This is a genomic window from Prosthecobacter sp. (assembly GCF_044227185.1).
Classification (GTDB): domain Bacteria; phylum Verrucomicrobiota; class Verrucomicrobiia; order Verrucomicrobiales; family Verrucomicrobiaceae; genus Prosthecobacter.
Map to the genome: position 1 here is coordinate 780,837 of NZ_JBGAFO010000001.1, position 15,552 is coordinate 796,388.

Sequence of the window (15,552 nt, forward strand, 5' to 3'; positions counted from 1 at the left end):
AAGGCTTCTGCAAGTTGTCACGCGGCAGCACGTTTTCACGGCCCGCCATGAAAACCACCCTCACCCTCCTTGCCGCCCTCACTCTCACCGCCGCTGTTGCAGCCGATGACCTGGGCCAGCTCCTCTTCCAAGATGACTTTGCTCGCAATGAGTCGCAGGAAAAGACGGATGATCCGGGCAACGGCTGGGGCACGAACAGCAAGAGCCGGGCGAAGGGCAACAAGCAGGTCGATCTGCGTGAGGGTGCGATGTACATCTATCTTTCTCCCGAGGCAAACCATGCCGTCTCGGTGACGCATGCGGCTGAGTTTACTAATGGTGCGGTGAGCCTGCGCTTCATGCTGGAAGATGAGAAGGACAGCCTGGGGCTCGATTTCGCAGACGTCGGCTGCAAGGAAGTGCATGCCGGACATCTTTTCGCCGCACGCATCAGCCCAAAGCAGGTGACCTTGCAGGATCTCAAAACCGGCGGCATGCGCCTCGACATTCATGACGCACGTCAGGCGAAGAAGAAGCTCACCGAGGAGCAGGCGCAGGCCCTGAAAGGAAAGCAGAAGATCGTGCCATTGGCGACGGAGGTCGGCAAATGGCATGAACTCGTTGTCAAAATTTCCGGTGAAGAACTTAGCGCCACCATCGATGGCAAGGACGCCGGCAGCTTCAGCTCTCCTGGCATCGCCCATCCCACCAAAATGATGCTGCGCCTCGCCGTGCCGCGCAATGCGGTGGTGGATGACGTGAAGATTTGGAAGAAGTAGAGAGGACTACGCCATGATGCCGTGCACTACCTCGCCATACACATCGGTGAGGCGAAAATCACGGCCAGCATAGCGATAGGTGAGTCGAAGGTGGTCGATGCCGAGGAGGTGTAGGATCGTGGCATGCAGGTCGTGCATGTGGACTTTGTCCTTCACGGCGTAGTAGCCGAACTCGTCCGTCTCGCCGTACGCCACGCCGCTTTTCACGCCACCGCCTGCGAGCCACATGGTGAAGCCCTGCGGATTGTGATCGCGACCATTGGCGCCCTGAACGATGGGCGTGCGGCCAAATTCACCGCCCCAGACGACGAGCGTGTCCTCCAGCATGCCGCGTTGTTTGAGGTCTGCGAGAAGTCCGGCGATGGGGCGATCCACCGCGGCGGCATTGGCGGTGTGTCCTTTGACGAGGTTCGAATGCTGGTCCCAGACATTTGGCGTGCTGACCTGAATGTAGCGTACACCCGCCTCGGCAAAGCGTCGGGCGAGCAGGCACTGACGACCGTAGTTGTCGGTGACTGCGTTGCCGATGCCGTAGAGCGATTTGATGTGCTCAGGCTCGTGCTCGATGTCCATGACGCCGGGGGCCTCGCGCTGCATGCGGAAGGCCAGCTCCATGCTCTGAATCATGCCTTCCACGGGTGCATGGAGCGTGCGCTCGTAGTGCTCGCGGTTCATGGCCTGCAGCAGGTTCATCTTGCGCCGTTGATGCTCGGAATCGCCGCTGGCATCCATGAAGCGGAAGGTGGCCTCTTTGCCGAGCTTGCCCGCACGACCGACGGTGGTGCCCTGATGCGCAGCAGGCAGGAATGCGGGGCCGTAATTGCGAGGGCCGCCATGCGTGGCAGGCGGACTGATGCTGACGAAGGAAGGCAGGTCCGCATTCTCCGTGCCCAGACCGTAGCTGATCCACGCACCCATGGAGGGACGCACGAAGTTGTCCGAGCCAGTGTGGATCATGCACACGGCCTGGCCGTGCGACTGACCCCGGCTCTGCATGGAGCGGATGACACAGAGGTCATCGAGACGCTTGGAGACTTCGGGAAACAGTTCGCTGCCCCACAGGCCTGCTTCGCCATGCTGCTGAAATTTCCATGGCGAGCCGAGTAGCTTGGCCTGGCTGGTGGCGGAGGCATCGAGGTTCTTGGCAGGGGCAAAGGGCAGCTTTTTGCCGTCCATCTGCTGGAGCATCGGCTTGTAGTCAAAGGTGTCCACCTGCGATGGACCGCCGTGCATGAAGAGAAAGATCACCCGCTTCGCACGCGGCGTGTGGTGCAAACCGCGTGGCAGGCTGGCTGCCGTGGCGATGCTGTTGAACGCGAGCGAGCCAAAGCCGCAGGCGGCGGTCTTCAAGGCGGTGCGGCGGCTGATCTGTGGAAGAGCATTCATGGCATCAATCGAGAAAGAGAAACTCCGTGGACGCGAGCAGCACATGCGCGAGATCCGCGAGCGCCTGCTCACGATCTCCGCCGCTCTGCGCGATGAATTCATTCGCACGTTTCGTTGCGTGAGCGCCTGGCGCACGGCCGAGGATGGTCTGATGCAACCACGCGACAGGCTCCGGCTTTGCATAGGCCTGTTGTGCGAGTGTGGCGGCCTGCTTTTGCAGGAAGGTGCTGTTGAGGAGATACAGCGCCTGCGTGGGCACGGTGGTCAGCGGGCGGTCACCGGCCACCATTTCGGGATTTGCGGCGTCGAAGATCTCAAGTTCGGGCGCGAGGTTGTTGCGTGCGACGGGCAGGTAGATGCTGCGGCGGAATTCCTTGTCGAACTTCATTGGTTTGTCGAGATCCTCGCCATACGTCAGCGCCGTGGCCGCAGCCTGTTCCAGATTGAGATCACCCGCAATGAAGAGCAGGCTGTCACGAATCTCCTCCGCCGTCAGGCGGCGGTACGAGCGTCGTCCCAGCAGACGATTTTCGGGATCAGCGACCGTGCGCTGCGATTTCGCCTCGGCGGCGAGCTGGTAGGTGCGGCTGAGCACCATCTCACGGATCAGCGTTTTAATGGAGCCGCCACTGGCGCGGAATTTCGCGGCAAGATGATCGAGCAGCGCGGGGTGCGTGGGCTTCTCTCCCTGCACGCCAAAGTTGTCCACCGTGCCGACGATGCCGCGCCCGAAAAGCTGCGCCCACAGGCGGTTCACGATCACACGGTCCAGCAGCGCGTTCTCCGCGCTGGTCATCCACTCGGCGAGCTGCAGGCGGCCGCTTGATCCAGGGGCAATCTTGGGTGGCGGCCCGTCATGCAGCACGGAGGGGAAATGCCGCGGCACCTTGGGGCCGAGCTGGTTCACCTCTCCGCGGATACGCAGATGAATGTCCCCCGCGTCACGTGCATCGCGCGGGGCCATCGCGAGGTCGGCATCCTTGAGTTCGGCGATGGTTTTGTTCAGCTCCTTGCTCAGTTCGCCGGCTTGCATGCCCAGCACGGGGTCGGCGTCTTTGCCTTTGCCCTCCGCCATCGCAAACGCGGCGGCTTCACGCTCGATGTCACGCACGGAGATGAACTGCACGGCGTCCACCACCACATAGTCTTTCGTACCTGCGGTGCGGATGATCACATTGACACGTCCGCCTTTCTCAAAACGAAAACGGCCGATGGGTTCGAACAAACCGCCAACACTGGGTTTCTTCGTCTGGTCAAAGAAGATCTCATGCACGCCATCGAAAGCCTCCACCGTGATGGGCACGTGCTTGTCGCAGTTCGTTTTGGCCGGATAGGCGAGGCGCACTTCATAGACGCCGGTCTCAGGCAGACTGCCACGAAACACCGCCTGCTTCTCCCCTTTGTGCTTCCGGTCATCGTGAATGTAGAAGTCGCCAAAGCGGTTCGCCGAGATGCTGGACTGCTTCCAGTCGCCTATGAGTTCAGCATCGGCTTCATCACAGATCACTCCGGCCAGCGGCAGTTTTTTGAGCGACATCTTGCCACCGACCTTCGCCATGAACTCACGCTCGACCTTCAGGCGCATCACCAGTTCCAGGCGCGCGACCTTGGCCGCGAGTTCGCTCATCGCAGGCTCGGGCTGCGGCAGCGCCTGCTCCACCCAGCTAGCCACGTTCACGCAGCCGTTGCGCGTGCCCATGACCACCTCCGTGGAGCGGAAGAAGCCCGCCAGCGCGTAGTAGTCCTGCTGGCTGAATGGATCAAACTTATGATCATGGCAGCGCGCGCAGCCGATGGTGAGCCCGAGGAAGGCGCGACCGATGGTGTCGATCTGCTCATCCGCCGTGTCGAGGTGCAGCTTCTCCTTGTCGCGATCCGTGAGCATCTTCGGTCCCAGCGAGAGGAAGGTGGAGGCGATCATCTGCCGGCGGCGCTGCTCCAGATTACCCGCGGGCATCAGGTCACCCGCGATCTGCTCGCGAATGAACTGGTAGTAAGACTGGTCGCGATTGAAGGCGTCGATGACGTAGTTCCGGTAACGCCAGGCCTGGTAGTACGTGTAGTTGCGGTCGCCGCCATTCGAGTCGGCATAGCGGGCGAGGTCAAGCCACTGGCGGCCCCACTTCTCGCCAAACTGCGGGCTGTTGAGCAGCTTCTCGGCGTAGGCCGGCAGATCGGGAGCGGCAGCCAGATCAGACGCCGCCGGTGGCAGGCCGGTGAGATCATAGCTCAGGCGGCGCATCAGCGTGCGGGGATCAGCATCCGCTGCCGGAGTGAGGTTTTTGGCCTCCAGCTCCGCGAGGATGAAAGTGTCCAACTCCTTGCGCGGCCAGTCCTTCTGCTTCACGGCAGGAAGCTCTGTCTTGGGCAGCGGACGAAAGGCCCAGCCCTGGCGCGCGGCGGTGAAGTCGATGGTCTTTTTCTTGACCACCTCCCCCAGAGCCGCATTGCGCGGATCAGGGGCGCCCATGGCGATCCACTGCTCAAAGACGCGCACCTCTTCCGGAGACAGCCTGGACTTGGGCGGCATCTGCAGCTTCTCATCCTCGTAATTCACGCTGTGCATCAGCAGGCTGCCCGCAGGCTCGCCCGGGATGATCGCCGGCCCGGCATCGCCACCGATCTGCCAGCCCTCTTTGCGATCCAGCAGCAGGCCGCCCTTGCGTTTGCCCGCCTCCTGCGAGTGGCATTCATAGCAATGCTTCACCAGCAGCGGCCGCACCTTGTTCTCAAAGAATGCCATGCCGTCAGCCGCCGCCGCAGCGGAGCAAATGGCGAGGAATGAGAAGGTGAAAGCGTAGCGCACGGTGACTAGAAGGCAGGAATGGCGGAGCTTTGGACAAAAAAAGATCGGTTCCGCCCGGCCGGGTCTTTCTGCGGAATCTTCCGATTGGAAACTGGGCGGTCACCGCCAAGGTGCCTGCCATGAGCCACCTCCTCCGAACCGCCGCTGCCGCCCTCCTGCTCACCACCGCCGCTGCCGTTGCCGCCGATGAACCCCCATGGATTCCTCTCTTCAATGGCAAAGACCTCGCCGGCTGGACCATCAAGATCGCCAAGCGTCCGCTGGGAGAAAACTACGCGAACACCTTTCGTGTGGAGGATGGCATCCTGAAGGTGAGCTACGACGGCTACGACAAGTTTGACCAGCAGTACGGCCACCTTTTCACGAACCTGGCCTACTCCCACTACATCCTGCGCATGGAGTATCGCTTTACCGGCAAGATGATGGCGGACGCGCCGAAGTATGTGAACCTCAACAGCGGCGTGATGCTGCATGCCCAGCCGCCGCAGAGCATGCGCTTTGACCAGGGCTTCCCCTCCAGCCTGGAGATGCAGTTTCTCGCAGATGAAGGCAAAGGCCCGCGCTCCACCGGAAACCTCTGCACGCCCGGCACGCACGTGGAAATGGGCGGCGAGCTCATCACCAAGCACATCGTGAAATCCAGCGCGCCCACTTTCCCTGCTGAGGAATGGGTGCGTGCGGAGGTGGAAGTGCGCGGCAATGACGAGATCATCCACCGCATCAACGGCGTGGAGGTGCTGCGCTACCAGCGGCCCCAGCTTGATGCTGCGTGCAAGATCGCACCTGCGAGTGATATCGTGGATGCGGGTGGTGATGTGATGCTGGGCTACGGCCACATCGCGCTGCAGGCGGAGGGGCAGCCCGTGTGGTTTCGGAAGATCGAGCTGAGGTCGCTGGAGAAGAAACCATCCAAGTAGCCTTGTTCCTGCGGAACAAGGAACCGCTCCGCTTCACCCAAATCTCCGGTAGTCCATGGCGCTTGGCTTTTGCGACGCTCTCCCTTGTTGCACAGCAACAAGGCTACTTTACGCCGCATCAATCGCCAGCGTCACCCGCCGTGCCGATCTCGTCGCCGCATCCTGGCCCCACGGCAGGTTGTCATACGCGGCACCGGCAAAGTGCACTCGGCCCACGGGCTGGATGAGGTGCGGCCAGATCTGCGCCAGTTTGCCCAGCGCAAAGGCGTGGCGCTCGCAGCCGATGGCCAGGGGCTCCTCCTTCCACCACTCATGCACGATCACCTGCTCAATCGTGTCCTTGTTTTTGCCGGGGTAAAACTTGCGGAAGGCCGCCAGGGCATCCGCAGGGGCGAGCGCAGGCGGGCCGCTGCCCATCAGCACGCAGCTCTCTCCAGCCACTTCACCTGCGCATTCATACACCAGGCCCATGGTGCTGTTTCCTGTTTCCAGATTGATGCTCGGCAGTGTGTCGCCCTCCCAGAAGCGGGTTTTGGCCTGCAGCACAATGCGCGACTGCATCCCCATGGGCGTGTGAGTGAGCGCAAATTTCTTCGCCTCAGGCCAGCCAGGGGCGACTTCAATGCCCGCGATCACCAGCGGCGAGACACACATCACCGCATAGTCCGCCTTCAGCGTCTGCTCCTTTTTGTCCGGGCCTTCCACGAGGGTGACGGTGACGCCGTTCGCATCATGCGCCAGGGTCGTCACCTTGCAGTTCTTCCGCACGCGATCGCCGAGGAGCTTTGCAAAAGTGTCGGGCAGGAGCTGGTTGCCGCCCTTGAGACGGAAGACTTCGCGCTTAAACACCGGCAGCCCGCGCATCTTCACAATTGACTCCTGCCAGATGCGGTAGAGCGCGGAGACATCTCCCTCCGTGGCGGGCTTTTCCTTGCTGCTCAGCCGCGAGCCGCCGCAGTAGCTGCGTCCGGTTTCAGAAGCGCCCTGCTCCGCCAGCCAGTCGCCGAGCACGACGTGGTCAAGATCATCCAGGCCCACGCCGAAGGGCTGATATTCGTCTTTAAACTTCTTCGCCATGGGACCGAAGTAGAGGCGGGACATGTTCTTCCACCCATGCTCCTGCATGTAGGCCACCTCGCGTTCGTTGAAGCCGAAGTCGCGCTGCGTTTTCGCATCCGCCAGCTCCTCCTCCGTGCGCCATTTTCCGCGCACATTGGCATACATCTTCCGGCGTCGCTCGTAGGCGAGGACGGGGAGGTCAAATTTGCGCACCCACTCGCGGTAGGTGTCGTAGCCAGGATCGGTGAACTGCTCCGCGCCGACGTCGGCGTAGAGCCCGTCTGGCAGCGGGTCGTAAATGGTCTTCACGTGTCCTCCGGTGCGGCGAGATGCCTCCAGGAGCGTCACGTCGTGACCGCGTTCCATCAGATCATACGCGCAGCTCAGCCCGCCGATGCCGCCGCCGATGATGACGACTTTCTTCTTTGCAGGGGCGGCGTGTGCCACAGCGCCCGCGAGCAGCGCGCCCGTGGTGGTTTGCAGCATTTGCCGGCGGGAGAGGGCGGGAGGAAGAGCGCGCATGGCGGGTCTTCTACGCGCCGAGTCACCGTCCTTGTGCTTTTTTCACCTCGTCGATGGATTTCTGAATGTTGTCCCGCCACACGCCCTGGAGTTTCTGCGGCTCGGCGCGGTTCAGGGTGTTCATGGCTTCAGCATACTGGCCGCGGCGGGTCTGGATGCGGGCGATGCCCTGGAGGGCGTAGTATTCATCCGCCCCGCCGATGCGTGCGCGATCCGCAACGACGGCCTGATAAGCGGCCAGAGCCTGGTCGTCGTTTTGCAGATTGCGCTCGCGGTTCTGCCCGAGGGCGAGCAGGATGGCATCGCGCGTGCGCGGCTCGCTGGTCCAGGGCAGCGCCGCGCTGAGGTCGGCCTCGGCCTTGTCTCCTTGTTTGACGATGGAGTAGGCGTAGCCGCGCGCGTGATAGCCCGCGCCGCGCTTCCAGAAGGGCCACTTGTTAAAATCCTCGCCCGCAAATTGCGCGATGATCTCCGGCGCCTTGCCCACCGCGAGCAGGTACTGCATCTGCGCGGCTTTTTTCACTGCCTCCACGGGAATGCGCTCAATGATGGGCCCGGCCTCCTTGCGGCTGTAGAGCGCGGCCTGCTCCAGCGCGGCGGCTTTTTGGAAGTCGTTGATCTTCCCCTCTGCCAGCGAGAGGAAGGCCTCGGCTTTGCGCTTCTGCGCGGCATCGCGGAAGCCGAGAGCGAAGTCCGTGACCGTGGGATCCTCGGGGAAGGCGCGCGAGTTCCCATGGTAGAAATGTGCGAACTTCATCGGCTCATGAAAGCCCTCCGTGCCGGTGGGAGAGAGCGCGCTGAGCTCCTGGCCGTCTTCACGGATGCGCTGGCGGCAGATGTTGATGTGCCAGGGCAGGCTCGGCGTGGGCGCGCGGCCGATGACCTGGTGCAGCGGATCGTTTTCGTCCTGAGTCACCGGGATGCGGATCTCCACCGTCCAGTGATCATCCGCAATCTGAGTGGCCACCTCCGCCTTGGAGTCCCACTCAAACCAGCGGTCACGCGCCGAGCCACGGTCCAGGTCCACAATGTGGCCTGCGGGACTGATGGCGATTTGGTAGTAGGAATGGGTCTCCGTGGCGAGTTCGATCTCCACGGCATCGCCATGCCAGAGCGCCTGGTCACCGTTGCGCGTGGTGGTGTTGTTCGGTTTGTCACCGGGACGTTCATCGCAGCGGATGGCGATGCAGAGGCTGTTTCCCTGCCAGCCGGTCTTGAAGCTGGTGCCAAAGGTCGGCACACGACCGGTCTGCAGTTCACGAAGTTTCCCCGTGGCCGCCGCCGGGCAGTTCTGCCAGTATTCGTCGTCGAGCTTGCCGTCGATGACGATGTCCTTCGCATCTCCCACGAGGCGCACAATGGGCACGGGGCCGCGCTGCTGGGCGAGCTGCTGGCATTTCATGCGCAGTCCCTTGAGGAAAGCATCGATGAGCGCGATGCGTTTTCCGTACACACTGGCCATGTCAGCCTTCGTCTGCGCCTTGGCAAAGAGCGCCAGCGCAGTTTCCGCCGGTGCCTTGTCCTCCTCCATCTCCGCCCAGTGCTCCTCGCAGTAGGCGAAGAAGGCCTGCATTTCCTGCGCTGCGGGACCGTAGAAAAGCTGGCAGTACTCGCGGAACATGGCGTCCACATCCGCGTTTTTGCCGCCCCAGTACATCCGTGCGGTGAAGTACACCATGAAGTGATTGAAGCCGATGCCCACGTCCTTGAAGTCCTGCCGCGCGGAGAGCCAGATGTCCTCACCCTGGGAGACGCCCTTGGTGGCGTTCACGGAATCTCCCAGCGCATGGGGCACAAAGGAGGGCAGGTACCAGCCGCGATCGGTGAAGGGGTAGTTTTCAAAAATCATGAGGGGGTTTTGCGTCTTCTTCACCCACGCAGCGCGCAGGGCCTCGGGCGCGGACTCCCCCTCTCCTTTCGCCCCCGCCTTGTTCACGGGGCGGCGGCCGCCCACGATGCAGACGACCACGTTGGGCTCCAGCTTGTCGATCTTCAGCGGCGGCAGCGTGTACACGCCATAGGCGCAGTTCAGCACCTTCGCGTGCGGATGCGTTTTGCCGATCTCTTTGGCCACGCGGTTCACAAAGTCCCACACATAATCGCTCAGCAGGCCGCGGTCGTTGCGCTCCGGGGAGTCCTTCCCCTTGCACTTCTCACACTGGCAGATGGAGGTGTAACCGTCCGGCGGCATGATGGAGACGGACTTGACCGGATAGGTGTCCAGCAGCTTGCGTGCGTAGCGCACTGTCTCGCGGAAGAGCTCCTCATTGGAGTAGCAGAGCTGGTTCTTGCTGTCGCCGGGACGGTAGTCGCGTCTGCCGCCGTAGAGGGCGAACCACTCCGGATGCGCGGCAAAGGTGGCGTCGTTTCCCGTCATGCCATCCATGCCGTGGGCGATGAGCCAGCGGTCGTCATTGCGCATGCCCAGCCGCAGCGTCCACAGCGCGGTGTCAGGGCCTGCGGTGGCAAAGCGGAAGTTGAACTGCCGCAGCGCGAAGTCCGGCTTCACCGTCTCATCCACCTTGGGCAGCGGAATGGTCTTCATGGCGGGCATCACTTCGCCAAGCTCTCCCGGCAGGTACCAGCGCGCGCCGAGCTTGTGAAAAAAAGCCGTCACCGCATTGAAGCTGCCGTGCTCATCGAGGCCCCAGATCTCCAGTGTCTCGTTCTTGGCCGTGGGCACGCCGTCCGGCTTGCCGGTGTCTCCGGGCAGACGCAGTTTGTTTTTGTACAAGCCGCGGTTCGGCATGCCATAGGGCGCACCGACGATCTTCTGAAACTCCGCCTCCGCGCGCGGAATGTCGGCATTGTTTTTGCCCCAGGGTTCGGTGGGCACAAAGTCCGTGTCATCGCCCACCAGCGCCAGCCAGTCGCTGCCGGACTGCACGCGGTAGGCGCCGTCCTTGAGGCCGTCTGCCTTCACGGGATTGAGGCGGCTCGCGCCGATGAAAACCTTCACCGCCTTCCCGCTGGGCTGCGTGACAATGGGCAGACGCGCCCCGCTGATCTTCTCAAGGTTCGCACGAAACTCATGCGCCGCCAGGCGTTGCATGCGCGTGGGAATCTCCGCGATGATGATCTCTGCGCGCGGCTGGCCATCCTCCACAATGAGAGCGTCCGCCGCATGAAGGATGCAGGGTGAAAGGAGCAGCAGCCAGACGAAGGAAAGCGCGTGTTTCATGAGCACAAGGGGTTGGGGCTCTCAAAACGTTGCGCGCCCGTGATTATTACGGCACGCAGCTCCCGGCTACTCAAACACGATCTCACCCATCACGGCGGGGTCGTCCATGTTCAGGCTGCCGAGGGTGGAGGACCACAGCGCGCGGTCCACCTGCTCCCGCGGCAGCGCGTGATTGCGGCCGAAGTTGGCGCGCCATGCGGTGCCTTTGGCGGGGGCTTCGACACCAAGCACGCCGTAGGGGATGACGAGGTGCGCATACCAGCGCCTGGCCGCTGCATCCACGCGTGTGGTGCTGGTCCAGTCGCCATTCCAGGTGGGGTCGTCTTTGCCGTGGCGCGGGTCCATGACATCGGTGATGCGGCCGTTGAGCGCATCATAGCGGCTGGCTGCATTGGCGCCCTGGGTGAGGCGGTAATACAGCGGCTGCGCGGGCTGCGGCGCGAGGTAAACATCAAACGCCTCCTGGTTCGTAAGCAGTCGATCGCGGTTATAAGCGGGGAATGGTTTCGTTTCATCGCCGGTCTCCGCCTCTGCGCGGATGTGCAGCGCCACGCCGTCATGCAGCAGGCGGACCGTGGTTTTGCGCGGCAGCGTGTGCAGCGGCGGCAGCAGGGTCAGCTCATGCGCGGCGGCGCTCTGCCATTCAGGAGAGTCGAGCGTGAGGTTTGCGTTTGTCCTGGCCACGGTGAGCTTCTTCTGACCGGGCGGCGGAGCGGTGCGCATGGCCTTCGTGTCCCAGTTGAAGCAGGTGCTGGCATAGGGCTCCTGATAGCCGTCATGCTTCAGGCGCAGGTGGTTGATGTCATGCCCGGGGAAGGGGAAGAGCACGTGGTTCCACTCCTTCTGGTGCCCTTTGACAAAGAGCGTCGTGAGGAAGGCGTTCCGCGCATCGATGGCATCCAGCAGGCGGTTCATGGCGCCGGAGTCAGGCATCATCTGGTAGGCCTGATGCAGATGCACCACACGGGCAAAGTGCTTCAGATAGTCAAATTCACAGCGCACCAGCGCCAGGCGTGTTTTCACCTTTGGCGTGTTTGCCAGTTTTTCCGACTGGCTCAGGCTGGCTTCCAGCGACGCGAGCATTCGCGGCGGATAGAGAAAGGCGATGAGTTGAAAAGGATCCGTCACGGTCTTGCGCCCGCGCGCATCAGTGGGCAGCGGCTTGAAGGTCCACAGGTCCGTGCGCGTGCCGATGTGGTCTGAGTACAGTGCGATGGCCTGATACAGCTCCTCATAAAAAGCGCGCATGTAGAAGGCGGTGCTTTTGTTCACGAAGGCGGCCTCGCAGTACTCCACCAGGAGATCCCGCGCATGCAGGCTGGCCGGGTCATCAAACATGCGGCCCAGGGTGTAGTACACGGGCCCCTCCAGGCCGAAGAGCTGGCCCGGCCCATCGCGGTAGAGAGACTGGATGCGGTTCTCCGCCAGCCGCCGCACCTGCAGCTCGATGTAACCCGGAGTGCGCATGGGCGTGTAGCGCGTGCCGAGGTTCGGGCACCAGTTGTACACATACCCGGTGAAGCCGCGCGGCACCTCGATGCCACGCCAGGGCGAGATGTCCTCCTCATTCGTGCCGGTGAGCATGATGCAGGTGTTTGCCGGGAACTTGGTGAAGGTCTTCGGCGGCGGGGCGGTGAGGATGTAGCTCATCATCGTGATCTGCCTGCCGGGGTGGGATTTCTCCACGCGCTCCGCCATCTGGCGGTTGAAGATCCAGATTTTTTCAGACCAGTCCTTGCCAGTGCCGTAGAGCGCGGCGCACTTCTCGCACTGGCATTCGCGGAAGCCATCCGGCTGCCCGAGATCCACGCTGGAATATCCTTTGTCCAGCCACTGCGTCAGATCGCGGTAGATGAGATCCTGCACTTCGGGATTCGACAGGCAGTACTGGGCATTACCTCCCTCCGGCTTCAAACGCGCGCCGTTGATGAGCGCGAAGTATTCGGGATGTGTGGCGAAGTTCTCAGCCGGCACGGCGCGCTGCCAGGTGTGGCTGCCAAAGAGTTCGTCCACACGCGGGAAGCGGTTGTGCGCCAGGTCATAAAACGAGGCGCCCGCAGGGTGGGAGGTGTTCACGCGCAGGAGCGGCGTGTGAGTGGTGTTCAGCGTGTCAGGCACGGTGATGCTCTTCTGCGGCAGAAACTCGAGCGCGGGCGAATTGAGAAGATCGATCTTCGCCGCGCCGCTCACCTGGGTGTAGCCGGGCAGGTCCGGATAGAGAAAGCGCACGCCCATGAACTGCCGTGCAAAGTCCACCGCCGCCTTCGCGGTGCCCACACGGTCAAAGCTGGGGCGGCGCGTCCGGTCATTCGGGGTGCGGGAGGGCTCGTCACGACCCGCGATGATCACGTCTTTGCCGATGACGCGGTGCACATAGCTCCAGTCCCGCAGCTCCGCAGCCTTGAAGCCGTGCTCCTGCGCGAAGCGTGTGTTTCCCAGCAGCAGCGCCGGTTTGGCGGCATCTCGCTCGCTTTCACTCACCACGCGAACCTCCGCACCGTTGGCCTGAAACGCCACCTGCAGCAGCCGCGCCGTCTGCGCCAGGCAGTCTGCCAGCACGGGCGTCTCCGCCTTGTCCGGAATGACGATCTGATAATCCGAACGGCCCGCATCGAGAAGGACAAGGTCTGCGGCAGGCAGTGTGCCCACGAGCAGCAGCGCGGAGAGAAGGGGAAGTTTCATGCGTGAAGAGCAGGCCCTCTCATACGGCGCATGCCGCACCGTTTTCCTGAAACTCGCGCGTGCATCGCATTCTCAGCACGGCTCACTGCGCCGCGCGAGGCTCCTGCATGAACTTCACGATGGCCTCGCGTGCCGGGTCGCCCTCATTGGCGATGTTGTTCCCCACGCTGCCGTGATTCCGGTCTGCGATGACCTGGAGGCTCACGCGCTTGTTTCCTGCACCTTTCATGAGCGCCACAAGGTAGGCGCTTTCTTCCGCGCGGGCGGGCATGTCCTTGTCCGCGCAGAGCACGAGCATGGGAGGGAGGTTTTTCACGTCGGCGTAAAACACCGGGGCGGCCTCATCCGCAGTGACGCTGAATTTGGAAATGCCGCGCTCCTGACGCACGGTGTAGTGCGTCATCACCTGAGGGCTCACGGGGAGCAGCCCCGCGATGTTCTGCGGCTTCAGGCCCTGCGCGGCGAGGTAGTGCGCATCCATGCCGACCATGAGCGTGAGGTAGGCGCCGGCGGAGTGCCCGCCCACAAACACGCGTTTCGCATCGCCGCCGTGCTGGGGAATGTTTTTCAAAGCCCAGGCCACCGCCGCGGCGGCATCTTCAATGTAGGCGGGGTACTTCGCCTGCGGGCTGAGGCGGTAGTTTGGCACTACCACGGCCATGCCGGACTTCGCGAGGCCTTGCGCCACTTTCTTGGTGCTGTCGGCATCCTTGTTTCCGCCCGTGAGGCCGCCGCCGTGGAACCACACCAGCGTTGGGAAATCTTTCTTCTCGGGCGGCAGGTACACATCCAGCAGGCAGCGCTGCTTTTCATAGCTGGTGAGGGAGTCTCCGGTCTTGTAAGGGACGTGCGTCAGATCCGCCGCGGCGGTGAGGCTGGCGGACAGGAAGGTGAATGCGGCGAGGCGGAGCAGCGTGGTCATGGATGGGGCATGTTACCGAGGCCTGAGTTCCGCCGCCAGCGCGCGTGCGGCAGACTCCCACTTTTCCGGCGTGCTGGCGCCGAAGGCGGTGACCATGCGCCAGGTGCCGGTGAATCCGGCCGGGACGGTTTTTCCCTCGAAGCTCTTGAGGTAGTATTTCCGGTAGGTGGGCGGCACGTTCCAGATCGTGGAAATGTGCCCGCCCTCCTCCGGGGCCTGCAGCAGGCGGCTCACGGCAAACTGGCCGCTCTGCGGCTCATACACGGCCATCCAGTCCACGCGCTGGTTGATGTAGAATTTCCTGATCACCTCGGCGTCATCGCGCAGGGGGCCGGAGATGGTATTTTCTGGGATGGCATCACTCCCGGCGAGAAAGGCGTTCACCGTGGGCCGCCAGGCGTGCATGAAATGATAGACGAGCTTCAGCGGCACGGCCTCGGCGGTGTGCACGGTGGCGGTTTCGTACAGGCGGTGGTCCTTGACCTCGGTGATGTTCGTGAGATCGAAGGCGCGGATGCGGGACTTCCGCTCCAGGCGGAAGGTGCCGCCCTTCAGCGCCGCGGCGGGGGTGTCGAGGTGCTTGTCATCGAGGAAGAAGTCCAGTGACTGCAGCTTTTCGGGTTCGTTTTCCAGATGGGCGGTGCCGATGAAGCCGACATCTGGGAAGGAGAAGACGGTGCCGTAGGCGCTGCTCTCGGTGGTCATGGCAGAGCCGCGGAAGTCGATGCGGCCGGGAGTCCACTGCGTGGCCTGGCGCAGCAGCAGGGTGACATCGCCACAGGTGACGGTGATGCGGGGGAGCTCGGGGCCGAGGTTTGGCTTGAAGGGCTCTTTGGCGGAGGCGGAGACAGCGCCGGCGAGTGCTACGACACAGCCGAGCGCACGCAGAAAAAGACGGGAGGGAAAAACAGACATGCACGGACATCTACGCCGCCGCCCTGCGGCCTTTCCGGTGAAACCTCTGACGGAGCGTCATTTCCGGAAGGACTTCAGGAAATTGAAGATGAGCCAGATCTGCGCGAAACCCACGGCGATGAGCAGGATGCCGAGCTCGATGGCGTTGTCCTCCTGCGGCACGGCCAGCCGCAGGATGTAGGCCAGCAGCACGGCGCTTACGACGGACAGAACCGCGCCAAACGACCAGCTGCCGGGAGGGTGCTCCTCCGGCACGGGGATGTGGGTGGGCAATCCGTCCGTTCTTGGGTTTCGGGAATCTTCGATCATGACCGGGCGACGTAAAGGGTTGGGCTTGAGGGCGCTGTCGGGAATCGAGGCCTCACCGATTTCTCCATGAGGACACCTGGAAACTTACCGTCTCC

10 protein-coding genes are annotated in these 15,552 nt (G+C 62.8%); 2 read left to right on the forward strand and 8 right to left on the reverse strand.

Annotated features, from left to right (window positions below; translation table 11 throughout):
- Nucleotides 1-47: 47 nt before the first annotated feature.
- Nucleotides 48-758: a hypothetical protein gene (locus tag ACILSQ_RS03325; protein WP_395742162.1), complete on the forward strand. Its 711-nt coding sequence runs from the start codon at nucleotides 48-50 to the stop codon at nucleotides 756-758.
- Between the two features lie 6 nt (nucleotides 759-764).
- On the opposite strand, the gene ACILSQ_RS03330 is transcribed toward ACILSQ_RS03325, so the two are convergent.
- Together ACILSQ_RS03330 and ACILSQ_RS03335 are read right to left on the reverse strand one after the other, a co-directional pair.
- The gene (locus ACILSQ_RS03330; RefSeq protein WP_395742163.1) at nucleotides 765-2,144 is read right to left on the reverse strand and encodes a DUF1501 domain-containing protein; all 1,380 of its coding nucleotides are present in this window, start codon (nucleotides 2,142-2,144) and stop codon (nucleotides 765-767) included.
- A 4-nt stretch (nucleotides 2,145-2,148) separates the two neighbouring features.
- On the reverse strand, nucleotides 2,149-4,950 hold the full coding sequence (locus ACILSQ_RS03335) for a DUF1553 domain-containing protein (RefSeq protein ID WP_395742164.1): 2,802 nt from the start codon (nucleotides 4,948-4,950) through the stop codon (nucleotides 2,149-2,151).
- Nucleotides 4,951-5,069: 119 nt separating this feature from the next.
- Here ACILSQ_RS03335 and ACILSQ_RS03340 point away from each other — a divergent pair, with 119 nt between their 5' ends.
- Entirely contained in the window at nucleotides 5,070-5,867 is a 798-nt protein-coding gene (locus tag ACILSQ_RS03340) for a DUF1080 domain-containing protein (protein ID WP_395742165.1), read from the forward strand.
- A 108-nt stretch (nucleotides 5,868-5,975) separates the two neighbouring features.
- On the opposite strand, the gene ACILSQ_RS03345 is transcribed toward ACILSQ_RS03340, so the two are convergent.
- The 6 genes from ACILSQ_RS03345 to ACILSQ_RS03370 all read right to left on the reverse strand — a co-directional run bounded on the left by ACILSQ_RS03345 (nucleotide 5,976) and on the right by ACILSQ_RS03370 (nucleotide 15,457).
- Nucleotides 5,976-7,448: a flavin monoamine oxidase family protein gene (locus ACILSQ_RS03345; protein WP_395742166.1), complete on the reverse strand. Its 1,473-nt coding sequence runs from the start codon at nucleotides 7,446-7,448 to the stop codon at nucleotides 5,976-5,978.
- Nucleotides 7,449-7,470: 22 nt separating this feature from the next.
- Nucleotides 7,471-10,629, reverse strand: coding sequence for a DUF4838 domain-containing protein (locus ACILSQ_RS03350; protein WP_395742167.1), 3,159 nt, complete (start codon nucleotides 10,627-10,629; stop codon nucleotides 7,471-7,473).
- Nucleotides 10,630-10,695: 66 nt separating this feature from the next.
- The gene (locus ACILSQ_RS03355; protein ID WP_395742168.1) at nucleotides 10,696-13,311 is read right to left on the reverse strand and encodes a DUF4838 domain-containing protein; all 2,616 of its coding nucleotides are present in this window, start codon (nucleotides 13,309-13,311) and stop codon (nucleotides 10,696-10,698) included.
- A gap of 82 nt (nucleotides 13,312-13,393) precedes the next feature.
- Complete coding sequence (locus ACILSQ_RS03360; protein WP_395742169.1) at nucleotides 13,394-14,233, reverse strand: alpha/beta hydrolase; 840 nt, start codon at nucleotides 14,231-14,233, stop codon at nucleotides 13,394-13,396.
- Nucleotides 14,234-14,245: 12 nt separating this feature from the next.
- Entirely contained in the window at nucleotides 14,246-15,148 is a 903-nt protein-coding gene (locus tag ACILSQ_RS03365; protein ID WP_395742170.1) for a hypothetical protein, read from the reverse strand.
- A gap of 57 nt (nucleotides 15,149-15,205) precedes the next feature.
- On the reverse strand, nucleotides 15,206-15,457 hold the full coding sequence (locus ACILSQ_RS03370; RefSeq protein WP_395742171.1) for a hypothetical protein: 252 nt from the start codon (nucleotides 15,455-15,457) through the stop codon (nucleotides 15,206-15,208).
- Nucleotides 15,458-15,552 lie beyond the last annotated feature (95 nt).